This window comes from Streptomyces sp. NPDC002476 (assembly GCF_042889785.1).
Lineage (GTDB): Bacteria > Actinomycetota > Actinomycetes > Streptomycetales > Streptomycetaceae > Streptomyces.
In genome coordinates this window covers 56614-80281 of record NZ_JBIARH010000005.1, presented here as the reverse complement: position 1 = coordinate 80281, position 23668 = coordinate 56614, and the positions used below count along the sequence as shown (strand labels likewise).

The window sequence follows — 23668 nt, the reverse complement described above, 5'->3', positions numbered from 1 at the left end:
CTACATGCTGTCTTTGTTGTATTCGCAAGTGGTCGCGACGAGCGGTCGCGCGGATGCGAGGCGACCCGTGAGCGCGGCGATGCCGAGCGACGCCCCGGACCACGCACCGACGGACGCCCGGGGCACGGGGGCCGGGACACCGACATCCGACAGGCCGACATCCGACAGCAGGCCGACGGCCGACAGATTTCGACAGGAGGTTCGCGGACGTGCCAGTTCCGCTGTACCGGGCGAAAGCCGAGTTCTTCCGGATGCCGGGGCACCCGGCACGCATCCGGGCGCTCGAAGTGCTGCGGCGCGGCCGGACGCCGGTGCGCGCTCCGCTCGCGGCGATCGGGGTGGCCCCCTCGGCGCCGTCGCGGCGGCCGACGGTTCTGCGCCGCTCCCGGGCCGTGACGTCCACGCGGGAGGGCGCGACCGCGGTGCACACACCCGCGGGCAGGGACGTCGCGGAGCCGACGCGGGCCACGCGGCGGATCCCGACCGGGGCGCCGGCCGGGCGCGGCGAACCGTCGGCCGAACCGCGGGAAACCGAGGCCGCCGCGTCGTGAGCACGCTCAGCACGGTTCTCGAACGATCACTGGGCCGGGTACGCGCGCTGCTGCCCGTCCGCGCCGACCTCGCGGCCATGCGCCGCAACCCGCGCCGCGATCTGCTCGCCGGTCTCACGGTCGCCATCGTGGCGCTGCCGCTCGCACTCGGCTTCGGGGTCTCCTCCGGACTCGGCGCCGAGGCGGGGCTCGCCACCGCGGTGGTGGCCGGGGCCCTGGCCGCGCTGTTCGGCGGTTCGAACCTCCAGGTGTCCGGGCCGACCGGGGCCATGACCGTCGTCCTCGTCCCGATCGTCGCCCAGTACGGGCCCGGCGGCGTGCTGACCGTGGGGCTGCTGGCCGGGGTGCTGCTGATGGCCCTGGCCCTGCTCAGGGCCGGTCAGTACATGCGGTACGTCCCGGCACCTGTGGTCGAGGGATTCACCCTGGGCATCGCCTGCGTCATCGGGCTGCAGCAGGTGCCCGCCGCGCTCGGCGTGGCCAAGCCCGAGGGCGAGAAGGTCCTGGTGGTGGCCTGGCGGGCGGTCGAGGAGTTCGTGAAGGCGCCGAACTGGACCGCCGTCGCCCTCTCGGTCGGCGTGGCGGCCGTGATGCTGCTGGGCGCGCGCCTGCGGCCCGCCGTCCCGTTCTCCGTCGTCGCGGTGGTCGCCGCGACGCTGGCCGCCCAGCTGCTCGACCTGGACGGGGCGACACCGATCGGTGATCTGCCGTCCGGGCTGCCCGCCCCCTCCCTGGACTTCCTGGACGTGTCGGCGCTCGGTTCGCTGCTCGCGCCCGCCGTGGCCGTGGCCGCCCTCGCGGCACTGGAGTCGCTGCTGTCGGCCACGGTCGCGGACGGCATGACCGTGGGCCAGCGGCACGACCCGGACCGGGAACTCTTCGGGCAGGGCGTCGCGAACCTGGCCGCCCCGCTGTTCGGCGGTGTCCCGGCGACGGCCGCCATCGCCCGTACCGCGGTGAACGTCCGTACGGGAGCGGGCTCCCGGCTCGCCGCCCTCACCCACGCCGCCGTCCTGGCCGTCATCGTGTTCGCGGCGGCACCGCTCGTCTCGAAGATCCCGCTGGCCGCGCTGGCGGGCGTGCTGCTGGCCACCGCGATCCGCATGGTCGAGGTCGGCTCGCTGCGCGCGATGGCCCGCGCCACCCGTTCCGACGCCGTGGTTCTCTGCCTGACGGCCGCAGCCACGCTCGTCCTGGACCTCGTCTACGCGGTGATCATCGGCCTGGTGGTGGCCGGTGCGCTGGCGCTGCGGGCAGTGGCCCGCCAGACGCGGATGGACCAGGTCGACTTCCGCCCCGACCTGCCGGGCGAGCACAGCGACGAGGAACACGAGCTGCTGACCGAGCACATCGTCGCCTACCGGATGGACGGGCCCCTGTTCTTCGCCGGTGCCCACCGCTTTCTCCTCGAACTCTCCGAGGTCGCCGACGTCCGCGTCGTCATCCTGCGCATGTCGCGGATCACCACCATGGACGCCACCGGCGCACTGGTCCTCAAGGACGCCGTGGAGAAGCTGAACCGGCGCGGCATCACCGTGCTGGCCTCCGGGATACGTCCGGGGCAGCGGCGCGCGCTCGACGCCGTCGGCGCCCTCGACCTGATCCGGCCCGACGGCCGGGACCACGCCACCACCCCTGAGGCCATCGTGGCGGCCCGCGCCCGGCTCCAGCACGCCGGTCTCGTACCGGCCCGGCCCGCCGCCGCCCCCACCGCCCCGACTCCCGCCGCCGTCCCCGAGGAAGCCCCATGACGGCCCGGCCCGAGGCCCTGCCCCTGCGTCACGTCCTGACCCTGCCCACCATGGGCGCCGCCGTACGGACGGCCCGCGAGACGACCGAGCAGGTGCTGGCCGAGTGGGGCGTCGGGCCGCGCCACCCCGGCGTCGATCCGGTGCTGCTGATCCTCAGTGAACTGGTCACCAACAGCGTCCGGCACGCCGCCGTGCTCTCCCCGACGGTGACGGTGTACTACGCGGCCGGAACGGACACGTTCGCCTTCGGCGTGCACGACCGCCACCCGTACCGGCCCGCGCTGCACGGACCGGCCGTCGGAACGGTCGGCGGGCTGGCCATGGTCAGCGAGCTCACCCGGGGCCTGTCGGGCACCGCGGTCGTTCGCGAGGACCCGGACGGCCAGGGCAAATGTGTCTGGGTCACCGTGCCTCTGCGGGGCATGGGAGCCCCGTGACGCCGCTCCCCGCGGCGGCCCGTCAGAATGTTCCGGGTCTCCGGGCTTCGGGGCCGCCGGTTCGGCGGGCTCCGGTTCCGTTTTCGGGCCTCCGGTTCCGGGTTTCGATAATTCACGAGGTCAGCACGTCCAGGTGGACGCGCGAGGATGGCTCCATGGCGAAGAGTTGTGAGTGGACGCGATGCAGGGCACACACATGGCCGCGGTGGGTCGGCCGGACGGCCGGGGCCGAGGGCACGAGGCCGGTTCGATGAGCGCGCCGTTGTACCAACTGAAGGCCGAGTTCTTCAAGACGCTCGGGCACCCCGTGCGCATCCGGGTGCTCGAACTGCTCAGTGAACGGGAGCACGCGGTGTCCGAGATGCTGGCCGGGATCGGCGTCGAGCCCGCCCACCTCTCGCAGCAACTGGCCGTATTGCGGCGGGCCAATCTCGTCGTCGCGCGCCGGGAGGGTTCGGGCGTCTACTACTCCCTGGCCAACCCTCAGGTGGCGGAGCTCCTGCGGGTCGCGCGCACCATCCTGTCCGGGGTCCTGGCCGGCCAGGCCGAGCTGCTGGCCGACCTGCGCGCCACCGAGCCGGACAGGCCACAGGACTGAACGGGTGCCGACGGCCTTGGACGCGGCGTGGGAAAGAGCTGCGCGTCGTCCTTCGGCCGGTAAAGATCCTCCTCAGGCACTAGTCTGAAACCTTTGCCCACCCATTACTCTTGTGGGAAGGCCACGCAGGGTGGCCATGGAGGAGTGAGATGAGGAGCAGCAACCCGGTCTTCTCGCGACGGGGCTTCAGCCGCGACAACGGATACGCGGGCTTCAATGCGGCGCCGCAGGCCGGGGCCCCCGTCACGGGTGCCAACCCGTACGCCCAGGGCACCGCCGCCAACCCGTACGCCACCAACCCCTACGCCCAGCCGGATGCCCAGTACGGCGCCCCGCAGGCGCCCGCGCGCTCCGGTGCGATGACGATCGACGACGTCGTCACGCGCACGGCGATCACGCTGGGCACCGTGGTGCTCGGCGCCGTTCTCGCCTGGGCCCTGCTGCCGGTCGATCCGGCCAACCTCGGCAAGTCGTACGGAATCGCGATCGGCGCCGCCCTGGTGGCGTTCGTCCTCTCGCTCGTCCAGTCCTTCAAGAGCAAGCCGGTCCCGGCGCTGATCGTGGCGTACGCGGGCTTCGAGGGCGTCTTCCTCGGAGTGATCTCCAGCGCGGTCAGCACGTACATCAGCCCCGGTGTCGTGATGCAGGCGGTGCTGGGCACCATGTGCGTCTTCGCCGGTGTGCTCCTGGCGTACAAGATGCGCTGGATCCGTGTCACCCGCCGCTTCTACGGCTTCGTCATGGCCGCGGCCATGGGCTTCATGCTGCTGATGGTGGTCAACCTGCTGTTCGCCGTCTTCGGCGGCGGTGACGGTCTTGGCCTCCGCTCCGGTGGCCTCGGCATCCTGTTCGGCGTCATCGGGGTCGTCCTCGGTGCGTGCTTCCTGGCCCTGGACTTCAAGCAGGTCGAGGACGGCATCGCCTACGGCGCGCCCCGCGAGGAGTCCTGGCTGGCGGCCTTCGGTCTCACCATGACCCTGGTGTGGATCTACCTGGAGCTGCTGCGTCTGTTCTCGATCCTCAGCGGCGACGACTGACGCACGGGACGACCGATCCACGAAGAATTACCGGCCCGTGACGGGTACGGGAACGGCCCGCAGGCACCGCGCCTGCGGGCCGTTCCCGTACCCGCGTCCCTGTTCCTGCACCGTGTCCCTGATTCCGTTTCCGCTCCTGTACCCGCTTCTTCCTTGCCGCGTCTCCGTTCCCCGGTACCCCGGTACCTGCGTCTCTCCGTTCCTCCGCCGTCCGTGTTGGCAGCCGGGACGGAAGGGCGCGTAGGGTCACGGGGTGCTCGATACGACTGCGCTGATCACCGCCGTGGACCGATTCGCCGACCGACTCCGTGCCGCTCCGCAGAGCCGTCTGCAGCGCGGCGCTGCCGCCGAGGGGCTCGCCACGGCCAGGGAACTCGCGTCGAGGGCCCAGCGCGTCGAGGCACCGGACAGGGAGCCGCGGCTCATGCCGGACGCCGGGATCTTCGCCGTCGGTGACCAACTCGCCGTGGCGGGGCACGACCTGGCGGCGGCACTGGAAACGGCCTCGTCGACCGAACTGGACGAGGCCGTGCGATTCGTTGAGGAGGCGGCCGAGCGGGCGTTCGCGTAGCGCGGCGGGTCCGCGTGGTGCGGCGGGTCCGCGTGGTGCGGCGGGCCGCAGAGGCGATGGCCTGGGCCGGAAGGCCGGGGCGGAGGGCCGGGGCCGGGGGCCGGGGCGGAGGGCCGGAGGGCGGTGGTCCGGCGGGGCAGTGGGCCGGCTAGAACGAGGCGATGACGCGATCGGCCAGTATGTAGACGTTCTCCTCGCCGCACGAGAAGGTCAGGGCGTACGCACCGGAGACGCCGGAACCACCCAGCAGCACGGGGCGTTCACCGGCGAGCAGCGACGCGGCCAGGCGCTCGGCCGTCTCCCGGTGACCGGGCGTCATGCAGAGCGTGGTGCCGTCGGCGAAGACGTACACGTCGAGGGTGCCGAGCGGGCCGGGACGCACATCGGCGAGCTCCGTACGGCTGTCGGCGAGCTGTTCGAGGCGGTTCACGGTGCGCTCGTGGTCGGCGACCACCGGGGTCCGCACCGGTACGAAGTCGGGGTGCGAGGGGTGACGGCGGCGGGCCGCGGCCAGCTCGGGGGAGTCCTCGGCGAACTCCGTGGTCTCCGTCACCTCGGCCACCTCCGCGAGTTCGGCCACCTCGGCCAGTTCCGACAGTTCCTCGAACGCCTCGGCGGAGTCGAAGTCCATCGCCTCCAGGCCCGCGAAGTCCGCCTGGCGCGGCATGTACAGCGACGTCTCCTCGCCGATCCCCGACAGCCCGCCCAGCAGTGACGGGGCGTCGGCGGCGTCCCGCGCTTCCTGGGAGGCCCAGAAGGCGCGTGCCTCGGCCAGCTCACGCTCCCGTTCCTCGGCGAGCGCCTCGGCGACCGCCGCGCGTATCTGAGGGGGTACCGCGGCGCCGTCGGCGCGGGTCGTGGCCAGCTCGGTACGGAGGGCGGTGATCTGCTTGCGCAGCCCGTGAGCGGCGTACAGAGCAGCGGCGCCCACAGCCGTGGCGGCGGCGGTCGTCAGCAACAGGGCAAGAGACATGGCGCTCACTGACATACTCCCGGTTCCGATGGATTCCCCGACTTCCTACCTCAGCTTGTCCTCTGCCCGCGCCCGGTGTCAGTGCATTACGTCACGAATGGGACAGGTCTTTCGGCCCGGCGTTTAAGGTCACACTGGCGCGACCTGCGGGAATGGCTCTCCCCCAGGACGTAGGTCACATCCTGGGGGAGATTCGGTCACGGCTGGGGCTCGGAAACCGGCCATTCTTGGAGGCCCTGCCGAGGCGGGCGCATCCGCACCCGTGTCCGCGCTCCGTTTTCGCCCTTGTCCGCGCCCCGCGCCGGCTCAGCTCATCCGCTCGTGTTGGTGGTCGCGTTTCGCTTCGCTTGTGCTGCGGGCAGGTGCCGCCCTCGTTCCTCGGGCGACCCCTACCCTCCGCTCCAGCTCAGCTCATCCGCTCGTGTTGGTGGTCGCGTTTCGCTTCGCTTGTGCTGCGGGCAGGTGCCGCCCTCGTTCCTCGGGCGGCCCCTACCCTCCGCTCCAGCTCAGCTCATCCGCTCGATGACCATGGCCATGCCCTGGCCGCCGCCCACGCACATGGTCTCCAGGCCGAACTGCTTGTCGTGGAACTGGAGGCTGTTGATCAGCGTGGTGGTGATCCGGGCGCCGGTCATGCCGAAGGGGTGGCCGACGGCGATGGCGCCGCCGTTGACGTTGACCTTCTCCAGCGGCAGGCCGAGGTCGCGGTAGGACGGGATCACCTGGGCGGCGAACGCCTCGTTGATCTCGGCCAGGTCGATGTCGTCGATCGTCAGCCCGGCCCGCTTCAGCGCCTGCTTGCTCGCCTCCACCGGTCCGTACCCCATGATCTCGGGGGAGAGGGCGGAGACGCCGGTCGAGACGATCCGGGCCAGCGGGGTCAGGCCCAGCTCGCGCGCCTTGGTGTCGGACATGATCACGAGCGCGGCGGCGCCGTCGTTGAGCGGGCAGCAGTTCCCCGCCGTGACCAGCCCGTCCGGGCGGAACACCGGCTTCAGGCCCTGCACGCCCTCCATGGTGACGCCCGGCCGCGGACCGTCGTCCTTCGAGACGACCGTGCCGTCGGGGGTGGTGACCGGGGTGATCTCGCGTTCCCAGAAGCCCTTCTCGATGGCTTCCTCGGCGAGGTTCTGCGAGCGGACGCCGAACTCGTCCATGTCCTGACGGGTCACGCCCTTGAGGCGGGCCAGGTTCTCCGCGGTCTGCCCCATCGCGATGTACGCGTCCGGCACCAGGCCGTTCTCGCGCGGGTCGTGCCAGCCCTCGCCGCCCTGCTCCGCGCGGGCGGCGGTACGGGCCTCGGCGTCGGCGAACAGCGGGTTGTGCGTGTCCGGCAGGCTGTCGGAGTTGCCCTTCGTGAAGCGGGAGACCATCTCGACACCCGCCGAGATGAAGACATCGCCCTCGCCCGCCTTGATGGCGTGCAGCGCCATCCGGCTGGTCTGCAGGGACGACGAGCAGTAGCGGGTGATCGTGCAGCCGGGGAGGTGGTCCATGCCCATCTGCACGGCGACGATCCGGCCCAGGTTGTTGCCCTGCTCGCCGCCGGGGAGGCCGCAGCCGAGCATCAGGTCGTCGATGTCCTTCGGATCCAGCTCGGGAACCCGGTCCAGCGCGGTCCGGATGATCGTGGCGGTCAGGTCGTCCGCGCGCAGGTCCTTCAGCGAACCCTTGACGGCCCGGCCGATGGGGGAGCGGACGGCAGAGACGATCACGGCTTCGGGCATCACGAGGCTCCATGAGGGCTGGAAGGCGGGTTCGGGCAGGTGCTGACTTGGAAGTTACCTGTACGTAGATGCTGGGTCATCGGACAGCGCATGTGACGCCGACCTCTTTTCTAAGCGCTCGCTCAGTCCGGGGCCCGGTCGTTCCCGCCGTCCGTCCGGCAGGCTGCCGGGCCGCCGTCAATTGGCACGCAGGTCCCGCGACGGCCTTCTCCTCTCCTTCTCCTTTCGCGGCTCCCCGTACGCCTCGGCCGCCGCCTCCGCGGGGGCCGCCTTCCGCGGTGCCGTCTCCCCGCTCGTTCCCGGGCGCGGGTGGGGCTCCGTCGCGGCGGGCAGGCGCCGCCGCCTGCGGTGCTTGAGCAGGGCCCATGGCGCCCGGGCCCCGGTGACCTCGGTACCGGCCTCCTTGGCCGCCTGGGAGGCCGCCTTCGCCACCGGCAGCATGTCCTCGCGCCGGTCCCCGTCCAGCCGGTCGGTCTCCGGCCACAGACCCAGCGCCGCGCAGAGCGTCGGCAGCACCGCCATCGCCGCCGTGGCGTACCCCTCCGCCGAGGGGTGGTAGTTGTCCGGGCCGAACAGCTCCCGGGGGTTCGCCTCGAACTCCGGCCCCAGCAGGTCGCCCAGCGACACCGTGCGCCCGCCCTGCTCCACCGCGCCGATCGTCTGGGCCGCCGCCAGCTGCCGGCTCACCCTGCGGGCCAGCCAGCGCAGCGGCTGGTAGACCGGCTCGATCGTGCCGAGATCCGGGCACGTGCCGACCACCACCTCCGCGCCCGCCGTACGCAGTCTGCGCACCGCCGTGGTCAGACAGCGCACCGACTGCGTGGCGGGGATGCGGTGGGTCACGTCGTTCGCGCCGATCATGATCACGCAGACGTCGGGCACGGCGCACGGATCGGCCAGCAGCAACGAGACCTGCCGCTCCAGATCGTCCGAGCGGGCACCCGGCTGCGCCACGTTGCGCAGGTCCACCGGCCGCTCGGACACCGCCGCGAGCCCCGAGGCGAGCAGTGCCCCCGGCGTCTGACCGGCCCGGCGCACCCCCTGCCCCGCGGCCGTGGAGTCGCCCAGCAACCCCAGCCGCAGCGGTTCGGCGGGACCGGCGAACGCCGCCCCGTACCGCCCGTCCGCGCTCGGCGCAACCGGTGCGATGCCTCCGCCCACGTGCCGTTTCGCCAGCTGGACCTCCGCCAGCAGGACGCCTACCGCCGCCGCGCCGAGCAGCCCGATGCTGCCGCCGCCGTAGGCCGCGCCCGCCGCGATCCGCCGTGCCACTCGTGCTCTCGACACAGTCCGGTCCACCTCTCGTCGCCGTACCGCAGTACGTAACTCTCATTGCCCCGCGGCGGCCTTCGCTCAATCACTCCGTCCGTTCTCCCGCCCGTTCCCCCACCCGTTCTCCCGCCTGTGCGCATACGCTTGCCGCACCCCATACGGAGACCCCGGAGCAGACGGTGCAATTCCACGATTCGATGATCAGTCTTGTAGGCAATACCCCGCTGGTGAGGCTGCGCAGCGTCACGGCCGGCATCCAGGCGACGGTTCTGGCCAAGGTCGAGTACTTCAACCCCGGCGGTTCGGTCAAGGACCGTATCGCCCTGCGCATGATCGAGGCGGCCGAGGAGAGCGGCGAGCTGCGGCCCGGCGGCACGATCGTCGAGCCGACGAGCGGCAACACGGGTGTCGGCCTGGCGATCGTCGCCCAGCAGAAGGGGTACAAGTGCATCTTCGTCTGCCCGGACAAGGTGTCCACGGACAAGATCAATGTACTGCGCGCCTACGGTGCCGAGGTGGTCGTCTGCCCCACGGCCGTCGACCCCGAACATCCTGACTCGTACTACAACGTCTCCGACCGGCTGGTCCGCGAGACGCCGGGCGCCTGGAAGCCCGACCAGTACTCCAACCCGAACAATCCGCGCTCGCACTACGAGACCACCGGTCCGGAGCTGTGGCAGCAGACGGACGGGAAGATCACCCACTTCGTCGCGGGTGTCGGCACCGGCGGCACGATCAGCGGCACCGGCCGCTACCTGAAGGAGGTCAGCGACGGCGCGGTCGAGGTCATCGGTGCGGACCCCGAGGGCTCGGTCTACTCCGGCGGCTCCGGGCGCCCGTACCTCGTCGAGGGCGTCGGCGAGGACTTCTGGCCGACCGCCTACGACCGGACGGTCACGGACGAGATCGTCGCCGTGTCCGACAAGGACTCCTTCCAGATGACCCGCCGTCTCGCCAAGGAGGAGGGCCTGCTGGTCGGCGGCTCCTGCGGCATGGCGGTCGTCGCAGCCCTGGAGGTCGCCGGGCGGCTGGGTCCGGACGACGTGGTGGTCGTCCTGCTGCCGGACAGCGGACGCGGGTACCTCAGCAAGATCTTCAACGACGAGTGGATGGCCGACTACGGCTTCCTGGAGGACGCGGGCCCGTCGGCCCGGGTCGGGGACGTGCTCGACCACAAGGACGGCCCGGTTCCGGCGCTCGTCCACATGCACCCCGAGGAGACCGTCGGCGAGGCGATCGAGGTGCTGCGCGAGTACGGCGTCTCGCAGATGCCGATCGTGAAGCCGGGCGCGGGCCACCCGGACGTGATGGCCGCCGAGGTTGTCGGTTCGGTGGTGGAACGGGAGCTGCTGAACGCGTTGTTCGCGCAGCGCGCCTCGCTCTCCGACCCGCTGGAGAAGCACATGTCGCCGCCGCTGCCGCAGGTCGGTTCCGGCGAACCGGTCGAGGACCTGATGGCGGTGCTCGGCGGCACGAACGCGGCGGACGCGGCGATCGTGCTGGTCGAGGGCAAGCCCAAGGGTGTGGTCAGCAGGCAGGACCTGCTGGCGTTCCTGGCCAAGGACGCGGCGGGCGGCAAGCCGTAGCACCCCGGGCCCGGCGGGCACGGTTTCGCGAACGCGCCCGTGCGGGCTTCGCGAAATCGGTACGAGCGCGACACGTGCGCGCAGCACCGGCTTACGACCTGGGGAGCCCGCTCCCTCTTGCTCCCCAGGTCGTCAACACGGGTCCGGCACGGTGAGGGGTGTCGGCGGGGAGACCGGCCGACACCCGATACGGCGACACGGACTACGGAGCGGCTCCCGGACCTCCACCGTCGCCCGGACGCGGTGACCGGCCCCGAACCGGACCGTGTTCCTCGCGGGGACCGCCGCCGTCCCGCCCCCGGACTCCGGGGGTGCGGCGGTCCCCGCGACACCCCCGTGCCTCGTGTCCCGGCCCCGTACTTCCTTCTTCCGTTGCCCCTTCCGGGCCTGTCCGGTCCCGCTTCCGTTGCCCCGTCCGGTCCCGCGGCGGGCTCAGTCGTCCCAGTCGGACTTCGAGTGGCCGGAACGGCGCCGGAACCAGGGCCAGTCGCGGGCCGCGTGCACGGCGTTGACGCCGACGACGCCGAGCCAGGCGATGATCAGGCCCTCGGTGTGCGAGGCCGCGGCGGCGATCGCCGACAGGGGAATGGCCAGGATCAGTGAGATGATCCCGAAGCCGTAGCGCTCCCCGAATCCGCCCAGGGGCTGCGGCTGACGCGCCCCCCTGGCGGCACTCACCTGCTGCTCGGCGAGATGACGCCGTACCCGCCGGTCCAGGGTGGTGTCGAGCCGCTGCTCCACCTTCTCCAGGAAGGACTCGACGAGCGCGGACTCGTAATCCGAACCCAGCTCGTTACGCGCGTGCAGGGTGGCGTCGAGTTCGGTCTTGAGCTCCGGGTCTCGGGTTTCCATGACTCTCACGGTACGAACCGGCGGCTTTGCGGGCAGTGGGGCTATCCCCCCTGTTTCCCTTCGGCCGTTCCACCGCGCGCGTACCGGCCCGGAGCGACCCCCGGCATCCGCTTGAAGCACCGGCCGGAACGGGACCGGTCGCAGAAGCCGGACACGACGGCCACGAGGCGCGGTGCCAACCCGTCCCCCGCACCTGCCGGCGTCCCGTCCGGGCCCAGCTGCATATGGACATGCAGGCGCCTTGCTGGCTGAATGGTTTTGTCGGCGCCGGACCGTGGTGCGACGGAACTACCGAGAGGACAGCATGAGCGGGAGCAACCCGGCCGCGCGGTTGCAGCAGCTCTTCGAAGGGCGTCGGCTCACCCCCACCCAGCGGCGGATCGCGCACTGGATGGTGCGCAGGGCCGGGGACGTCCCGTTCCTGTCGAGTGTGGAGCTGGCCGAGCTCGCCGGGGTCAGTCAGCCGTCCGTCACCCGGTTCGCGGTGGCGCTCGGCTTCGACGGCTATCCGGCGCTCCGCAAGCACCTGCGGGAGGTCGCCCCCGCCGGACCCGGTCCGGGCGGCGGTGACGACACGTACAACGAGTACCAGCAGGCCGTTCTGGGCGAGATCGAGAACCTCCGGCACCTGGCCGATCTGCTCGCCGACCCCGCGCCCGTCGAACGCGCGGGCAGGATGCTGGCGGCCTCCCGGCCGCTGCCGGTGCTCGGACTGCGGGCCGCCTCCTCGCAGGCGCGGGGGTTCGGGTACTTCGCGGCCAAGGTCCACCCCGATGTCCGGGTGCTCGACGAGGGCGGCAGCATGCTGCACGACCGGATCGACGCGGCACGCCGGGCGGGCGCCACGGCCCTGATCTGTTTCGCGCTGCCCCGGCACCCGAAGGAGGTCGTCGACGCGCTCGGCTACGCGCGGGAACAGGGACTGGCCGTCGTCTCGGTCGCGGACTCCGCCTTCGCTCCCGTCGCGAAGTTCAGCGATCTGCTGATCCCGGCGGCCGTCGGCACCGGGCTCGCCTTCGACACCGCGTGCGCTCCCATGCTGCTGGGCCGGGTGCTGCTGGAGGCCATGTGCGACGACCTGCCCGACGCGCAGGCACGGCTGGAGGAGTTCGACGCGCGGGCGGTGGCGCGGGGACTCTTCGTCGAGTGACGTCCCGGCCGTCCCGGCGCCGTGCGCACCGGGCACCCGACGATCGGGTGATGCTCGAACTGCTGCCGGGAACGGGAGCGGCGCTGCCGGGCGGGGCCGGGGTGCTGCGGTTCGGGGCGGGCCCCGACGAGGCCCGTGCCCGGTTGTCGGCCGCCGCGCCCGAGACGTACGGCGGACTCCAGTGCGGGGCGCCGACCCTCGCGGACTACCCCGAACCGCGCCACGCCCATGCCGCCTGGCTCGACGGCCTTCTCTTCCAGCCCGGCTGGAACACCGTGGCCCTGTTCGACGGGCTCCAGGTGACCCTGGCCGCAGGCGGCCCGGACGCGGCGGACAGGCTCGCCCGTGTCGAGGTCCGGCGGGTGACGACACCGCGGTCGGCATCGGGGGAAGGCGGCGCGTGCGTGGTGTGGGACGGTGTCGATCTGTTCGGGCACTCGGCCGAGGAGGTCCTCTCCGTGCTCCCGGAAGCCGTCCCGCTGCCGGACCCGGCGGCGGGCGGGCCGGTGGGGCCGACGGTGGGCGCGGTCGCGGAGGTGGCCGTGCCGTGGCTCGGGCTGCGCCTCGGCGGGAACGGTCCGGGCAGTCCCGGATGGAGCCGGCTCACCCTGACGGCGGACGAGTTTGCGGGATGGTCGGGCTGCTGCCCGGGACGTCTTCACTGCGCGGCGGGCGGCGACGGCCTGGTGGGGATCCTGTACTGAACGGCGGGACCACGTGCGGGGGCCGCGTGGGATCACGTACGCAGGACGCCCCGCAGGCCCCGTCCTTCGGGCGGACGACGCCACTTTCGGAACACGCCCCAGCGGTTTCTCAGACCCTCTTCATCCGCGGCCACTAGCCTGCGGGGCCGGAGGCCAGAAGGAGCCGTGAGCGAGAGGGGTACGGACGTGGGGCGCGGAGCGCGGTCGTTGGCGAGAGTGGCCGTGGTCGTACGGGCCGGGGCGGCGCCTTTGTGGTGGTCGGGGCTGGTCGCCGCGGCCGTCGGCGCCCTGGTGCCCGGAGTCACCGGGCGGCGCATCGGGCTGCTGGCCGGAGCGGCGCTGTTCCTGATCACGGCGGCCGCGGTGGCGCTCGTACGTGGTCGGCGCTACGCGGAACTGGCCGATCGTGCCACCCGGGCCGTGCGGTCCGACTTCCTCCAGGACCGGGCCGTGACCGTGCGCGACTGGCGGCGTCGGCACCGGTGGTGGCTGCTCGGGGCGTTCCTGGTGGCGGTGGCGAGCGCGTTCCTGCTGCCCGGGACCGGTGGGCTGGTGCTCGCCGGGGCAGGCGCCGGGCTCTGGATCAAGGCCCTCCGGATCGGGCGGCGCGAGCACCGCGACGATGTTCTGTACTGGGTCAGGACCGACCGGGTGGCCCGCGGGCGGCCCGCGGGCAGGCAGGTGGAGGAGTACCGGACGACCGGGCCGATGGCGGGCGACGCCGGGCCGGGCGGGGCGCGGCGGCGCCGCTGAGGCAATGCGCAGCACGGGGCGGGAGCGCCGGGCCGCCGGGCTGTCTCGCCGGGCCGCGCCGACCGGGCCCACGCGGGACTGTTGACTACGAGTATTCAGGACATCAGGATGTGAATAGGAGGCTTACAGTCACGAGGAGGCGTCGCCATGTCAGGACCCCGACCGGTACGGGCACCGCGCGGTACGGAACTGAGTGCCCTGGGATGGCAGCAGGAGGCCGCCCTCCGGATGCTCCAGAACAACCTGGACCCCGAGGTCGCCGAGCACCCCGACAAGCTCGTCGTCTACGGCGGCACCGGCAAGGCGGCCCGCGACTGGCGCTCGTTCGACGCGATGGTGCGCACGCTGCGGACGCTCAAGCAGGACGAGACGATGCTCGTCCAGTCCGGACGCCCGGTCGGCGTCATGCAGACGCACGAGTGGGCGCCGCGCGTGCTGATCGCCAACTCCAACCTGGTGGGCGACTGGGCGAACTGGGAGGAGTTCCGCCGGCTGGAGGCCCTCGGGCTCACCATGTACGGCCAGATGACCGCCGGATCGTGGATCTACATCGGCACCCAGGGCATTCTCCAGGGCACCTACGAGACATTCGCCGCCGTCGCCGCGAAGAAGTTCGGCGGAACGCTCGCGGGCACCATCACACTCACCGCGGGGCTCGGCGGCATGGGCGGCGCCCAGCCGCTCGCCGTGACCATGAACGACGGCGTCGCGATCTGCGTCGACTGCGATCCGCGCGCCATCGAGCGCCGGATCGAGCACCGCTACCTGGACGTGCGCGCCGACTCCCTCGAACACGCGCTCCAGCTGGCCGTCGAGGCACGCGACGCCCGCAGGCCGCTCTCCATCGGCCTGCTGGGCAACGCGGCCGATCTGCTGCCGCGCATGCTGGCCGAGGGCGCGCCGATCGACATCGTCACCGACCAGACCAGCGCGCACGACCCGCTCGCGTACCTGCCGACCGGGGTCGACTTCGACGACATGGCCTCGTACGCGGCCAAGGACCCGACGGGTTTCACCACCCGCGCCCGGGAGTCGATGGCCCGGCACGTCGAGGCGATGGTCGGGTTCATGGACGCCGGGGCCGAGGTCTTCGACTACGGCAACTCGATCCGCGGCGAGGCGCGACTCGCGGGCTACGAGCGGGCGTTCGCGTTCCCCGGTTTCGTGCCGGCCTACATCCGGCCGCTGTTCTGCGAGGGCAAGGGCCCGTTCCGCTGGGCCGCGCTGTCCGGCGAGGCGTCCGACATCCACAAGACCGACAAGGCGATCCTCGACCTCTTCCCGGAGAACGAGTCGCTGCGCCGCTGGATCACGATGGCCGGTGAACGCGTCCACTTCCAGGGACTGCCCGCCCGGATCTGCTGGCTCGGTTACGGCGAGCGCGACCGGGCCGGCGAGCGGTTCAACGACATGGTCGCCTCCGGCGAACTGGCCGCCCCGCTGGCGATCGGCCGCGACCACCTCGACTGCGGCTCGGTGGCCTCCCCGTACCGCGAGACCGAGGCCATGCTCGACGGCTCCGACGCGATCGCCGACTGGCCGCTGCTGAACGCCATGGTCAACGTGGCGTCCGGTGCGTCCTGGGTCTCCCTCCACCACGGCGGCGGTGTCGGCATGGGCCGCTCCATCCACGCCGGGCAGGTGACCGTCGCCGACGGCACGCCGCTGGCGGGCGAGAAGATCCGCCGGGTCCTCACCAACGACCCGGGCATGGGCGTCATCCGGCACGTCGACGCCGGATACGACATCGCGGAGTCCGTCGCCGCCGAGAAGGGCGTGCGCGTGCCGATGGCGGAGGGCGACCAGTGAACCGGCCCCCCGGCGCCGAAGCCGGTACGGGCACGAGGGACGCGGGCGCGGGTGCGGGCGCAGGTCCGCGCCCGGTTTCCGGTCCGGGTCCGGTTTCCGGTCCGGGGCCGGGTTCTGGTCCGGGGCCGGGGTCGGGTCCGGGTCCGGCCGTGACGGGGGCGCCGGGTGCGGCCCCCGGCGGCGCCTCGTCGTTCCACGCCATGTGGCGCGAGCTCCTGCCGGTCGGCCGGCACCCGGACAGCGGCGGCTACCGCCGCTACGCCTGGACCGGCGCCGACGCCGAGTGCCGTGCCTGGTTCCGGGCCCAGGCCGAGGCGCGCGGGCTGACCCACGAGACCGACCGGAACGGCAACCAGTGGGCCTGGCTCGGCGACCCCCTGGCCGGGGACGCCGTCGTCACCGGCTCGCACCTCGACTCCGTACCGGACGGCGGTGCCTTCGACGGGCCGCTCGGCGTCGTCTCCTCCTTCGCCGCGCTCGACGAACTGCGCCGCAGAGGCGTGGAGTTCACCCGGCCGCTGGCCATCACCAACTTCGGTGACGAGGAAGGGGCCCGTTTCGGGCTCGCCTGTGTGGGCTCCCGGCTCGCCGCCGGGCAGCTGACCGTCGAGGCGGCGCACCGGCTCCGCGACGGCGACGGCATCACCCTGCCGCAGGCCATGGAGGCGGCCGGACACGATCCCGGCACCATCGGCCCCGACCCCGAACGGCTCGCCCGTATCGGCGCGTTCGTCGAGCTCCACGTCGAGCAGGGGCGCGCCCTCGACCTCACCGGCGACCCGGTCGGCATCGCCTCCGCGATCTGGCCGCACGGGCGCTGGAGGTTCGACTTCCGGGGCGAGGCCAACCACGCGGGCACCACCCGGCTGGCCGACCGGCGCGACCCGATGCTCACGTACGCCGAGACCGTGCTGGCCGCCCGCCGTGAGGCGGAACTCGCCGGAGCCGTCGCCACCTTCGGCAAGGTCGCCGTCGAGCCGAACGGGGTCAACGCCATCCCCTCCCTCGTCCGGGGCTGGCTCGACTCCCGCGCCGCCGACCAGGACCGCCTGGACGCCGTGGTCGACGGCATCGAGCGCGCGGCCCGGGAACACGCCGAGCGGGCCGGTGTCGACCTCGACGTCGTGCGCGAGTCCTTCACGCCCGTCGTGGAGTTCGAGCACGCCCTGCGCGACGAGCTCGGCAAGATCCTCGTGGAGCGCGGCGGCCAGGGGCGCGCTGCCGGGCGCGCCGTGCCCGTCCTCGGGACCGGCGCAGGACATGACGCGGGTATTTTGTCCGCCTCGGTCCCGACCGCCATGCTGTTCGTACGCAACCCCACCGGGATCTCGCACTCGCCGGCCGAGCACGCCGCCGAGGACGACTGCGTGGCCGGGGTGATCGCACTCGCCGACGTACTGGAGGGCCTCGCGTGCCGCTGACGACACGGCCGACGCAGCCGACGGGCGGACCCGTCACCGAGACGTACTGGCTGTCCCACGCCTGGCTCGGCACCCACGTCGAGCCGGACGTCGCGCTGGACGTGTCCGGCGGGGTCGTCGTGGGCGTCCGCACCGGCATCACCGTCCCGCCGCCGGGCGCCACCGTCCTGCGCGGGCTCACCCTTCCCGGGCTCGCCAACACCCACTCGCACGCCTTCCACCGCGCCCTGCGCTCCACGGTCCAGGTCGGCTCCGGCACGTTCTGGACCTGGCGCGAGATCATGTACCAGGTCGCCTCCCGGCTCACCCCCGACTCGTACTTCGACCTGGCCCGCGCGGTGTACGCCGAGATGGCCCTGGCCGGGATCACCGCGGTCGGCGAATTCCACTATCTGCACCACGCGCCGGGCGGCACCCGCTACGACAACCCCAACGCGATGGGGGAGGCGCTGATCGCGGCGGCGGGCGAGGCAGGCATCCGGATCACCCTGCTGGACACCGCGTACCTCGCCGCCGGGTTCGGCGACGGGCCCGAGCGGTACCGGCAGCCCGACCCGCACCAGCTGCGGTTCTCCGACACCACCGCGGACGCCTGGGCCGAACGCGCCTCCCTCCTCAAGGGCGGCGACCACGCCCTGATCGGCGCGGCCGTCCACTCCGTGCGCGCCGTTCCCGCCGCGCAGCTCGCCACCGTGGCCGCCTGGGCCGAGGAACGGCGGGCCCCGCTCCATGTCCACCTCTCCGAACAGCCCGCGGAGAACGAGGCGTGCCTCGCGGCCCATGGCCGCACCCCCGCCCGGCTCCTCGCCGACCACGGGGTGCTCGGCCCCCGGACCACCGGCATCCACAACACCCACCTCACCGCCGAGGACATCACCCTCCTCGGCTCCTCGGCGACCGGCACCTGCATGTGCCCCACCACGGAACGGGACCTCGCCGACGGAATCGGCCCCGCCGTCGCCCTTCAGCGGGCCGGTTCGCCGCTCTCCCTCGGCAGCGACAGCCATGCCGTGATCGACCTCTTCGAGGAGGCCCGGGCGATGGAACTCGACGAACGCCTGCGCACCCGGACCCGCGGCCACTGGACCGCCGCGGCCCTGCTGCGCGCGGCGACCGCCGACGGACACGCCGCACTCGGCCGGCCCGAGGCGGGCGTCCTCGAACCCGGCGCCCCCGCCGATCTGACGACCGTCGCCCTGGACTCCGTCAGAACCGCGGGACCGGCACCGCGGCTGGCCGCCGAAGCGGTCGTATTCGCCGCCTCCGCCGCCGATGTGCGGCACACGGTCGTGGCGGGCCGGCACATCGTCCGCGACGGGCATCACACACTGGTCGAGGACGTCCCCGGGGCACTCGCCTCGGCGATCTCCGCACTGCACCGCTGAGCCCGGCGGCCCCGGGGACGGCGGCTCCCGGAGCGCCCGCGACGGGCCCCGGACCGCCGCCCCCGAAAGTGCCGACGGTCCCGCGAGCGGCCGGGGTCCCCGGACCGCCGCCCGCGGGGACGACGGCTCCCCCCGGACCGCCGCCGTCCCCGGGACCGCGACGCGGGCCGCCCCGTACGCCCGTCGGCCGGGTGTCCCGCGCAGCCCCCCGCCCGCCCGGCACACCCCCCGACGGGCCGACCCGCACACCCATACAGAAGGAGAGCAGTCGCCCGATGACGACGACCGCCATCACCAACATCGCCGGCCTGGTCACCAACGACCCCTCCCTCGGTACGGATTCCCCCCTGGGCCTGATCCAGGACGCGGCCGTCGTCATCGACGGCGACCGGGTCGTCTGGACCGGTGGATCAAGCAAAGCACCCGCCACTGACAACACGGTCGACGCGGGCGGCCGGGCCATGATCCCCGGCTTCGTCGACTCCCACTCCCACCTCGTGTTCGCGGGCGACCGCACCGAGGAGTTCAACGCCCGGATGTCCGGCCGCCCCTACAGCGCGGGCGGCATCAGGACCACGGTCGCCGCCACCCGCGCCGCCACCGACGACGAGCTCTCCGCCAACGTCGCCCGCTACCTCGCCGAGGCGCTGCGCCAGGGCACCACCACCTTCGAGACCAAGTCCGGCTACGGCCTCACCGTCGAGGACGAGGCCCGCGCCCTGCGCATCGCCGCCCGGCACACCGAGGAGGTCACCTTCCTCGGCGCCCACGTCGTCCCCGCGGACTACGCCGACGACCCCGCCGGTTACGTCGACCTGGTCACCGGGGCGATGCTCGACGCATGCGCCCCGTACGCCCGCTGGGTCGACGTCTTCTGCGAGCGGGGCGCCTTCGACGGCGACCAGGCCCGCGCGATCCTCACCGCGGGCCGGGACAGGGGCCTGCACCCCCGCGTCCACGCCAACCAGCTCGGGTACGGCCCCGGCGTCCAGCTCGCCGTCGAGCTCGACGCCGCCTCCGCCGACCACTGCACCCACCTCACCGACGCGGACGTCGACGCCCTCGCCCACGGGAACACCGTCGCCACCCTGCTCCCCGGCGCCGAGTTCTCCACCCGCGCGGCCTGGCCGGACGCCCGCAGGCTCCTCGACGCGGGGGCCACCGTCGCGCTCTCCACCGACTGCAACCCTGGCTCGTCGTTCACCTCGTCGCTCCCGTTCTGCATCGCCCTCGCCGTGCGCGACATGGGCATGACCCCGGATGAGGCGGTCTGGTCCGCCACCGCGGGCGGCGCCGCCGCGCTGCGCCGTACGGACATCGGCCGCATCGCCCCCGGTGCCCGCGCCGACCTGGTCCTCCTCGACGCCCCCAGCCATGTCCACCTCGCCTACCGGCCGGGTGTCCCGCTGACCCACGCGGTCTGGCGCCGCGGCGAACGCGTCGTCTGAGCGGGTCCTTCCGCGTGACCGGGGCCGGACATGCGGAAGGACCCGCCCGTGGCCGGGCAGGTCCTTCCGGGAAGGGGCCGCGGTGCGCCGTGCGGGCGCGCGCGGAACGGGCCCGCTCACTCCTCCAGCGTCAGGCCCTTCCGGAGCCTGGACAGCGTGCGGGAGAGCAGGCGCGAGACATGCATCTGGGAGATGCCCAGCTCCTCACCGATCTCCGACTGCGTCATGTCGGCGGCGAACCGGAGCGAGAGGATCCTGCGGTCGCGGCATGGCAGCGAGGCGATCATCGGTTTGAGGGACTCGACGTACTCGATGCCTTCGAGCCCGTGGTCCTCGTAACCGATGCGGTCCGCCAGCGCGCCCTCGTGCTCGTCCTCCTCGGGCTTGGCGTCCAGTGAGCTCGCGGTGTACGCGTTGCTCGCGGCCATGCCCTCGACGACCTCGTCATGGCTGATGCCGAGGCGGTCGGCGAGCTCGCCCACAGTCGGTGAGCGGTCCAGCTGCTGGGCGAGCTCGTCGCCCGCCTTGGCCAGGTCGAGCCGCAGCTCCTGAAGGCGGCGCGGGACGCGCACGGACCAACTGGTGTCGCGGAAGAAGCGCTTGATCTCGCCGACGATGGTCGGCATCGCGAACGTCGGGAACTCCACGCCCCGGCTGAGCTCGAAGCGGTCGATCGCCTTGATCAGGCCGATGGTGCCGACCTGGATGATGTCCTCCATCGGTTCGCTGCGGGAGCGGAACCGGGAGGCGGCGAACTTGACGAGCGCCAGGTTCAGTTCGACGAGGGTGTTGCGGACGTACGAGTACTCGTGGGTGCCCTCTTCGAGGGATTCGAGCCGCTCGAAGAGCGTCTTCGACAGGGCCCTGGCGTCCAGCGGCTCCACCTCGTCGAACGGCGGGATCTCGGGAAGTCCTTCGAGGCCGTCGGTGACGCGGTGGGGAGCGGCGGACCGGTGGTCGACGCGGTCGGTCCCGCTGCCGTCGACGGCGTCCGCGGTGCTGCCGGTGCCGCCGTCGCGCGTGCCGTACGTGGCGATCGCGGCAGGGGGGTCGGAGTGGGTCGGGCCCACAGAAGGTGCTGACGTCGCGTCGGGGGTACGCGGTTCGTCGAGCCGGGGTGACATGGGTCTCCTCCATCGTTCTCGGCATATGGCTGCCGATGCCCATACGTGTTCCTGCGGTGAAGCGGCGCCTCCGAAGCCGTTCGTGTTTGCGGGTGTCCCTCTACCCTTACCCGGTTCGGATGGAGAGTTACAAGCGCCAATTGATGCTATATGTCCGAATTGTTGGGGTCTTCGGCTACCACGTGGCGCACGGAACGCGTACTGTTTCGAGGACGTCGACGACGACTACGACGAATCTGCGCACGCGGAGATGCGAGCGGTGACCGCAGGCAGCGACGAACGGCGAAGAGGGACGGGCATGGACCGCGGGACGGTCGGCAGTGCGAACCGGGGTCGGCTTCAGGTCGAGACCCGCACCGAGGAAGACAGCGAAATCGTGACGCCGGTGGGTGAGCTGGATCACCACACGGCCGATCTGCTGCGTGAACCCCTGGAGAGTGCGGTCGAGCAGGGGCGTGCGCGCCTGGTGATCGACTGCTCGCGACTCGAATTCTGTGATTCCACCGGGCTCAACGTGCTGCTCGGTGCCCGGCTCAAGGCGGAGGCGGCCGGGGGAGGGGTCCATCTGGCCGGCATGCTGCCGGTGGTGGCGCGGGTCTTCGAGATCACCGGGGCCGAGGCGGTCTTCACCGTCCATGACTCCCTGGACGCGGCCCTGGGCAAGTGATCGCGGGGCGGGGCCGTCGGCGGCGTGTGTTCCCTGACACGTCCTTCCGCCGGGTGCCGTTCCGTGAGGTGTCGCTCCGCGGTGTCGTGTTCCATGGCGTGCCGTTCCGCGGTGTGCCTGTCCTCGGCGTGCGTGGTGTGACGCGTGCCACGGGGGCCTCGGGGGGATTCGTGTGTTGCCCGTGTCACGCGGTCCGCGTGGACGAAATGGGTGTTGTCGCGATTCGGTCGGGCAGAAGACCCCTGGCGAAGCGGTACATGGCCTCGCGCACGGCATACGTGTAGGTGCTGCGGCCGTAGGTGCTGTATTCCTACGTGCTGTATCTCTCTGTATCCGTACGTGCTGCGACCGCTCGTGCTCGGTACTTGTAACTGTTCGATGGCGACATGGTGAATCGGTGAGGTGAAGCGCTGATGAGCACCACCCGGCAGCATCCGCCGGGCGACCTCGGCCGCGAGCCGGAGGACGCCGGCGTGGACGTGGACGCGGGCGCCGGAGTGGCTTCCTCCGATCCGGCCGGACGGCAGTGGCGCACGTTGTCGCTGCGGGGGGTGGCCGGCGTCGTGCCGACGGCTCGCGACTTCGCCCGTCAGTCGCTCCACGAATGGGGCTGGCTGCCCGCGTCGAGCGCGGACGGACGGGCCGCCGCCGAGGACGTCCTGCTGGTCGTCTCCGAACTCGTCACCAACGCCTGTCTGCACGCGGAGGGCCCGGAGGAGATCCGTATCGCCTGCGCGGCGAAGGTGCTGCGGGTGGAGGTCGTCGACGCGGGCGCCGGACAGCCCGCGCCGCGCACTCCGTACCGGGCCGGACGGCCGGGCGGGCACGGCATGTTCATCGTTCAGCGGCTCTGTCTGGACTGGGGCGTGCTGCGGGTGCCGGGCCGGCCCGGCAAGACCGTCTGGGCGGAACTGGCCGCCCCCGCCTGAAGCCGTGACGGGGCGGAAGCCGCCGGGAGGGGCATCGGGTCTCCCCGGGTACGGGCCCCGCAAACACGCCCTGGAAGAGCGCGCCGGATCGGCGCGCTCTTTGTCTTCCCTCCACAAGGCCCCCGGCGTACCTTGAGCGCTCATCTGATGTGTCGTCAGTAACTTGCGTCGAGTCGGAGACGACGCGCGGCGACTTCCGGCATGAGGGGAAGACAAGGTGTCCTACCAGAAGCGAACAGCTCTCGCGCTGGCGTCCGCGCTGGCGGGCACGGCGGTGCTGATGGCCGCACCCGCCGCCCACGCCACGGTCGTCGACGTCGACTACCGGTGCAAGACCCCGATCGGTGACAAGGGGGCCGTGTCTCCCATCGACATCAAGAGCGTCAGGAGCGGCGGCGGTTACCGGCTCACGATGTCCTTCCAGAAGGGCGTCTCGTCCAGCCCTGTCGAACTCGGCAAGGGCGCGATGAGCCCCAGCGCGGTGATCAAGGTGAGCGGTGCCGACCAGGGGGAGGTCCAGGTCTCCGGGCCGCCGAACGCCGCGGCCATCCCCGCCAACTCCCCCATCAAGATCGGCGACTTGTCGGGCACGTACACCCCGAAGAAGAGCGGCAAGGTCGACTTCACCGCCGGTGTGCTCACCATCAAGGCGCTCGGTACGACCACGACCTGCACACCCTCCAACAGTCCGGGGCCCTCGCTCCGGCTCGATGTGACGGCCGCGGGCAATGCGGGGAACACCCCCGACAACGGTGGCCAGTTGCCGAAGACCGGGCCGCTCGACTCGGCGACGGCACTCGGCATGCTCGGCGGCACCGTGCTGCTGACCGGTGCGGCCGGGGTGCTCTGGCTGACCCGGCGCGGGCAGGGAGCCGTCGGCCGCTAGGGCGTGTTTCGAAAGTAGCGTCGTCCGCCCGAAGGGC

At 72.3% G+C, this 23668-nt stretch carries 22 protein-coding genes; 17 read left to right on the top strand and 5 right to left on the bottom strand.

Going from position 1 to position 23668, the window contains the following annotated elements:
* The first annotated feature begins 251 nt into the window (after positions 1 to 251).
* The 6 genes from ACFYXM_RS07705 to ACFYXM_RS07680 all read left to right on the top strand — a co-directional run bounded on the left by ACFYXM_RS07705 (position 252) and on the right by ACFYXM_RS07680 (position 4945).
* On the top strand, positions 252 to 551 hold the full coding sequence (locus tag ACFYXM_RS07705; RefSeq protein WP_389288279.1) for a transcriptional regulator: 300 nt from the start codon (positions 252 to 254) through the stop codon (positions 549 to 551).
* A 77-nt stretch (positions 552 to 628) separates the two neighbouring features.
* Complete coding sequence (locus tag ACFYXM_RS07700) at positions 629 to 2302, top strand: SulP family inorganic anion transporter (protein ID WP_389288277.1); 1674 nt, start codon at positions 629 to 631, stop codon at positions 2300 to 2302.
* The gene (locus ACFYXM_RS07695; protein ID WP_389287834.1) at positions 2299 to 2739 is read left to right on the top strand and encodes an ATP-binding protein; all 441 of its coding nucleotides are present in this window, start codon (positions 2299 to 2301) and stop codon (positions 2737 to 2739) included. Before ACFYXM_RS07700 ends, ACFYXM_RS07695 begins: the two co-directional genes overlap by 4 nt.
* A gap of 250 nt (positions 2740 to 2989) precedes the next feature.
* On the top strand, positions 2990 to 3337 hold the full coding sequence (locus tag ACFYXM_RS07690) for a metalloregulator ArsR/SmtB family transcription factor (protein WP_073790138.1): 348 nt from the start codon (positions 2990 to 2992) through the stop codon (positions 3335 to 3337).
* Between the two features lie 149 nt (positions 3338 to 3486).
* Positions 3487 to 4374: a Bax inhibitor-1/YccA family protein gene (locus ACFYXM_RS07685; RefSeq protein ID WP_389287832.1), complete on the top strand. Its 888-nt coding sequence runs from the start codon at positions 3487 to 3489 to the stop codon at positions 4372 to 4374.
* A 253-nt stretch (positions 4375 to 4627) separates the two neighbouring features.
* Positions 4628 to 4945 (top strand): hypothetical protein, encoded by a 318-nt coding sequence (locus ACFYXM_RS07680; protein ID WP_384412947.1) that lies wholly within the window; start codon positions 4628 to 4630, stop codon positions 4943 to 4945.
* A 148-nt stretch (positions 4946 to 5093) separates the two neighbouring features.
* On the opposite strand, the gene ACFYXM_RS07675 is transcribed toward ACFYXM_RS07680, so the two are convergent.
* The 3 genes from ACFYXM_RS07675 to ACFYXM_RS07665 form a co-directional block, all read right to left on the bottom strand.
* Complete coding sequence (locus tag ACFYXM_RS07675; protein ID WP_389287829.1) at positions 5094 to 5933, bottom strand: hypothetical protein; 840 nt, start codon at positions 5931 to 5933, stop codon at positions 5094 to 5096.
* Positions 5934 to 6424: 491 nt separating this feature from the next.
* A complete protein-coding gene (locus tag ACFYXM_RS07670) occupies positions 6425 to 7645 on the bottom strand; it encodes an acetyl-CoA C-acetyltransferase (protein ID WP_389287827.1) in 1221 nt (406 codons plus the stop codon).
* A gap of 177 nt (positions 7646 to 7822) precedes the next feature.
* Positions 7823 to 8917, bottom strand: a complete 1095-nt coding sequence (locus ACFYXM_RS07665) for an SGNH/GDSL hydrolase family protein (RefSeq protein WP_389288275.1) — start codon at positions 8915 to 8917, stop codon at positions 7823 to 7825.
* A gap of 179 nt (positions 8918 to 9096) precedes the next feature.
* On the opposite strand from ACFYXM_RS07665, the gene ACFYXM_RS07660 reads away from it, so the two are divergent.
* On the top strand, positions 9097 to 10503 hold the full coding sequence (locus ACFYXM_RS07660; RefSeq protein ID WP_389287825.1) for a cystathionine beta-synthase: 1407 nt from the start codon (positions 9097 to 9099) through the stop codon (positions 10501 to 10503).
* 432 nt (positions 10504 to 10935) lie between these two features.
* On the opposite strand, the gene ACFYXM_RS07655 is transcribed toward ACFYXM_RS07660, so the two are convergent.
* Positions 10936 to 11355, bottom strand: coding sequence for a hypothetical protein (locus ACFYXM_RS07655; RefSeq protein ID WP_389287823.1), 420 nt, complete (start codon positions 11353 to 11355; stop codon positions 10936 to 10938).
* A 304-nt stretch (positions 11356 to 11659) separates the two neighbouring features.
* Here ACFYXM_RS07655 and ACFYXM_RS07650 point away from each other — a divergent pair, with 304 nt between their 5' ends.
* The 7 genes from ACFYXM_RS07650 to hutI all read left to right on the top strand — a co-directional run bounded on the left by ACFYXM_RS07650 (position 11660) and on the right by hutI (position 20025).
* On the top strand, positions 11660 to 12505 hold the full coding sequence (locus tag ACFYXM_RS07650; protein WP_073792104.1) for a MurR/RpiR family transcriptional regulator: 846 nt from the start codon (positions 11660 to 11662) through the stop codon (positions 12503 to 12505).
* Positions 12506 to 12555: 50 nt separating this feature from the next.
* Positions 12556 to 13209 (top strand): hypothetical protein, encoded by a 654-nt coding sequence (locus ACFYXM_RS07645; protein ID WP_389287821.1) that lies wholly within the window; start codon positions 12556 to 12558, stop codon positions 13207 to 13209.
* 216 nt (positions 13210 to 13425) lie between these two features.
* Positions 13426 to 13962 (top strand): hypothetical protein, encoded by a 537-nt coding sequence (locus ACFYXM_RS07640; protein WP_389288274.1) that lies wholly within the window; start codon positions 13426 to 13428, stop codon positions 13960 to 13962.
* Between the two features lie 147 nt (positions 13963 to 14109).
* A complete protein-coding gene (gene hutU, locus ACFYXM_RS07635; RefSeq protein WP_389287819.1) occupies positions 14110 to 15771 on the top strand; it encodes a urocanate hydratase in 1662 nt (553 codons plus the stop codon).
* 200 nt (positions 15772 to 15971) lie between these two features.
* Positions 15972 to 17192 carry an allantoate amidohydrolase gene (locus ACFYXM_RS07630; protein ID WP_389288272.1) on the top strand — a complete coding sequence of 407 codons (1221 nt, stop codon included), beginning with the start codon at positions 15972 to 15974 and terminating at the stop codon, positions 17190 to 17192.
* Entirely contained in the window at positions 17183 to 18577 is a 1395-nt protein-coding gene (locus ACFYXM_RS07625; protein ID WP_389287816.1) for a formimidoylglutamate deiminase, read from the top strand. Before ACFYXM_RS07630 ends, ACFYXM_RS07625 begins: the two co-directional genes overlap by 10 nt.
* 275 nt (positions 18578 to 18852) lie before the next feature.
* Positions 18853 to 20025 carry an imidazolonepropionase gene (gene hutI / locus ACFYXM_RS07620; protein WP_389287814.1) on the top strand — a complete coding sequence of 391 codons (1173 nt, stop codon included), beginning with the start codon at positions 18853 to 18855 and terminating at the stop codon, positions 20023 to 20025.
* Between the two features lie 116 nt (positions 20026 to 20141).
* Here hutI and ACFYXM_RS07615 read toward each other — a convergent pair whose 3' ends face one another.
* The gene (locus ACFYXM_RS07615; RefSeq protein WP_389287812.1) at positions 20142 to 21149 is read right to left on the bottom strand and encodes an RNA polymerase sigma factor SigF; all 1008 of its coding nucleotides are present in this window, start codon (positions 21147 to 21149) and stop codon (positions 20142 to 20144) included.
* Between the two features lie 298 nt (positions 21150 to 21447).
* Here ACFYXM_RS07615 and ACFYXM_RS07610 point away from each other — a divergent pair, with 298 nt between their 5' ends.
* The 3 genes from ACFYXM_RS07610 (at position 21448) to ACFYXM_RS07600 (ending at position 23631) form a co-directional block, all read left to right on the top strand.
* A complete protein-coding gene (locus ACFYXM_RS07610) occupies positions 21448 to 21816 on the top strand; it encodes an STAS domain-containing protein (RefSeq protein ID WP_389287810.1) in 369 nt (122 codons plus the stop codon).
* A gap of 413 nt (positions 21817 to 22229) precedes the next feature.
* Positions 22230 to 22745 carry an ATP-binding protein gene (locus ACFYXM_RS07605; protein WP_389287808.1) on the top strand — a complete coding sequence of 172 codons (516 nt, stop codon included), beginning with the start codon at positions 22230 to 22232 and terminating at the stop codon, positions 22743 to 22745.
* A gap of 217 nt (positions 22746 to 22962) precedes the next feature.
* Positions 22963 to 23631: a peptidase gene (locus tag ACFYXM_RS07600; protein WP_389287806.1), complete on the top strand. Its 669-nt coding sequence runs from the start codon at positions 22963 to 22965 to the stop codon at positions 23629 to 23631.
* Positions 23632 to 23668: the final 37 nt, after the last annotated feature.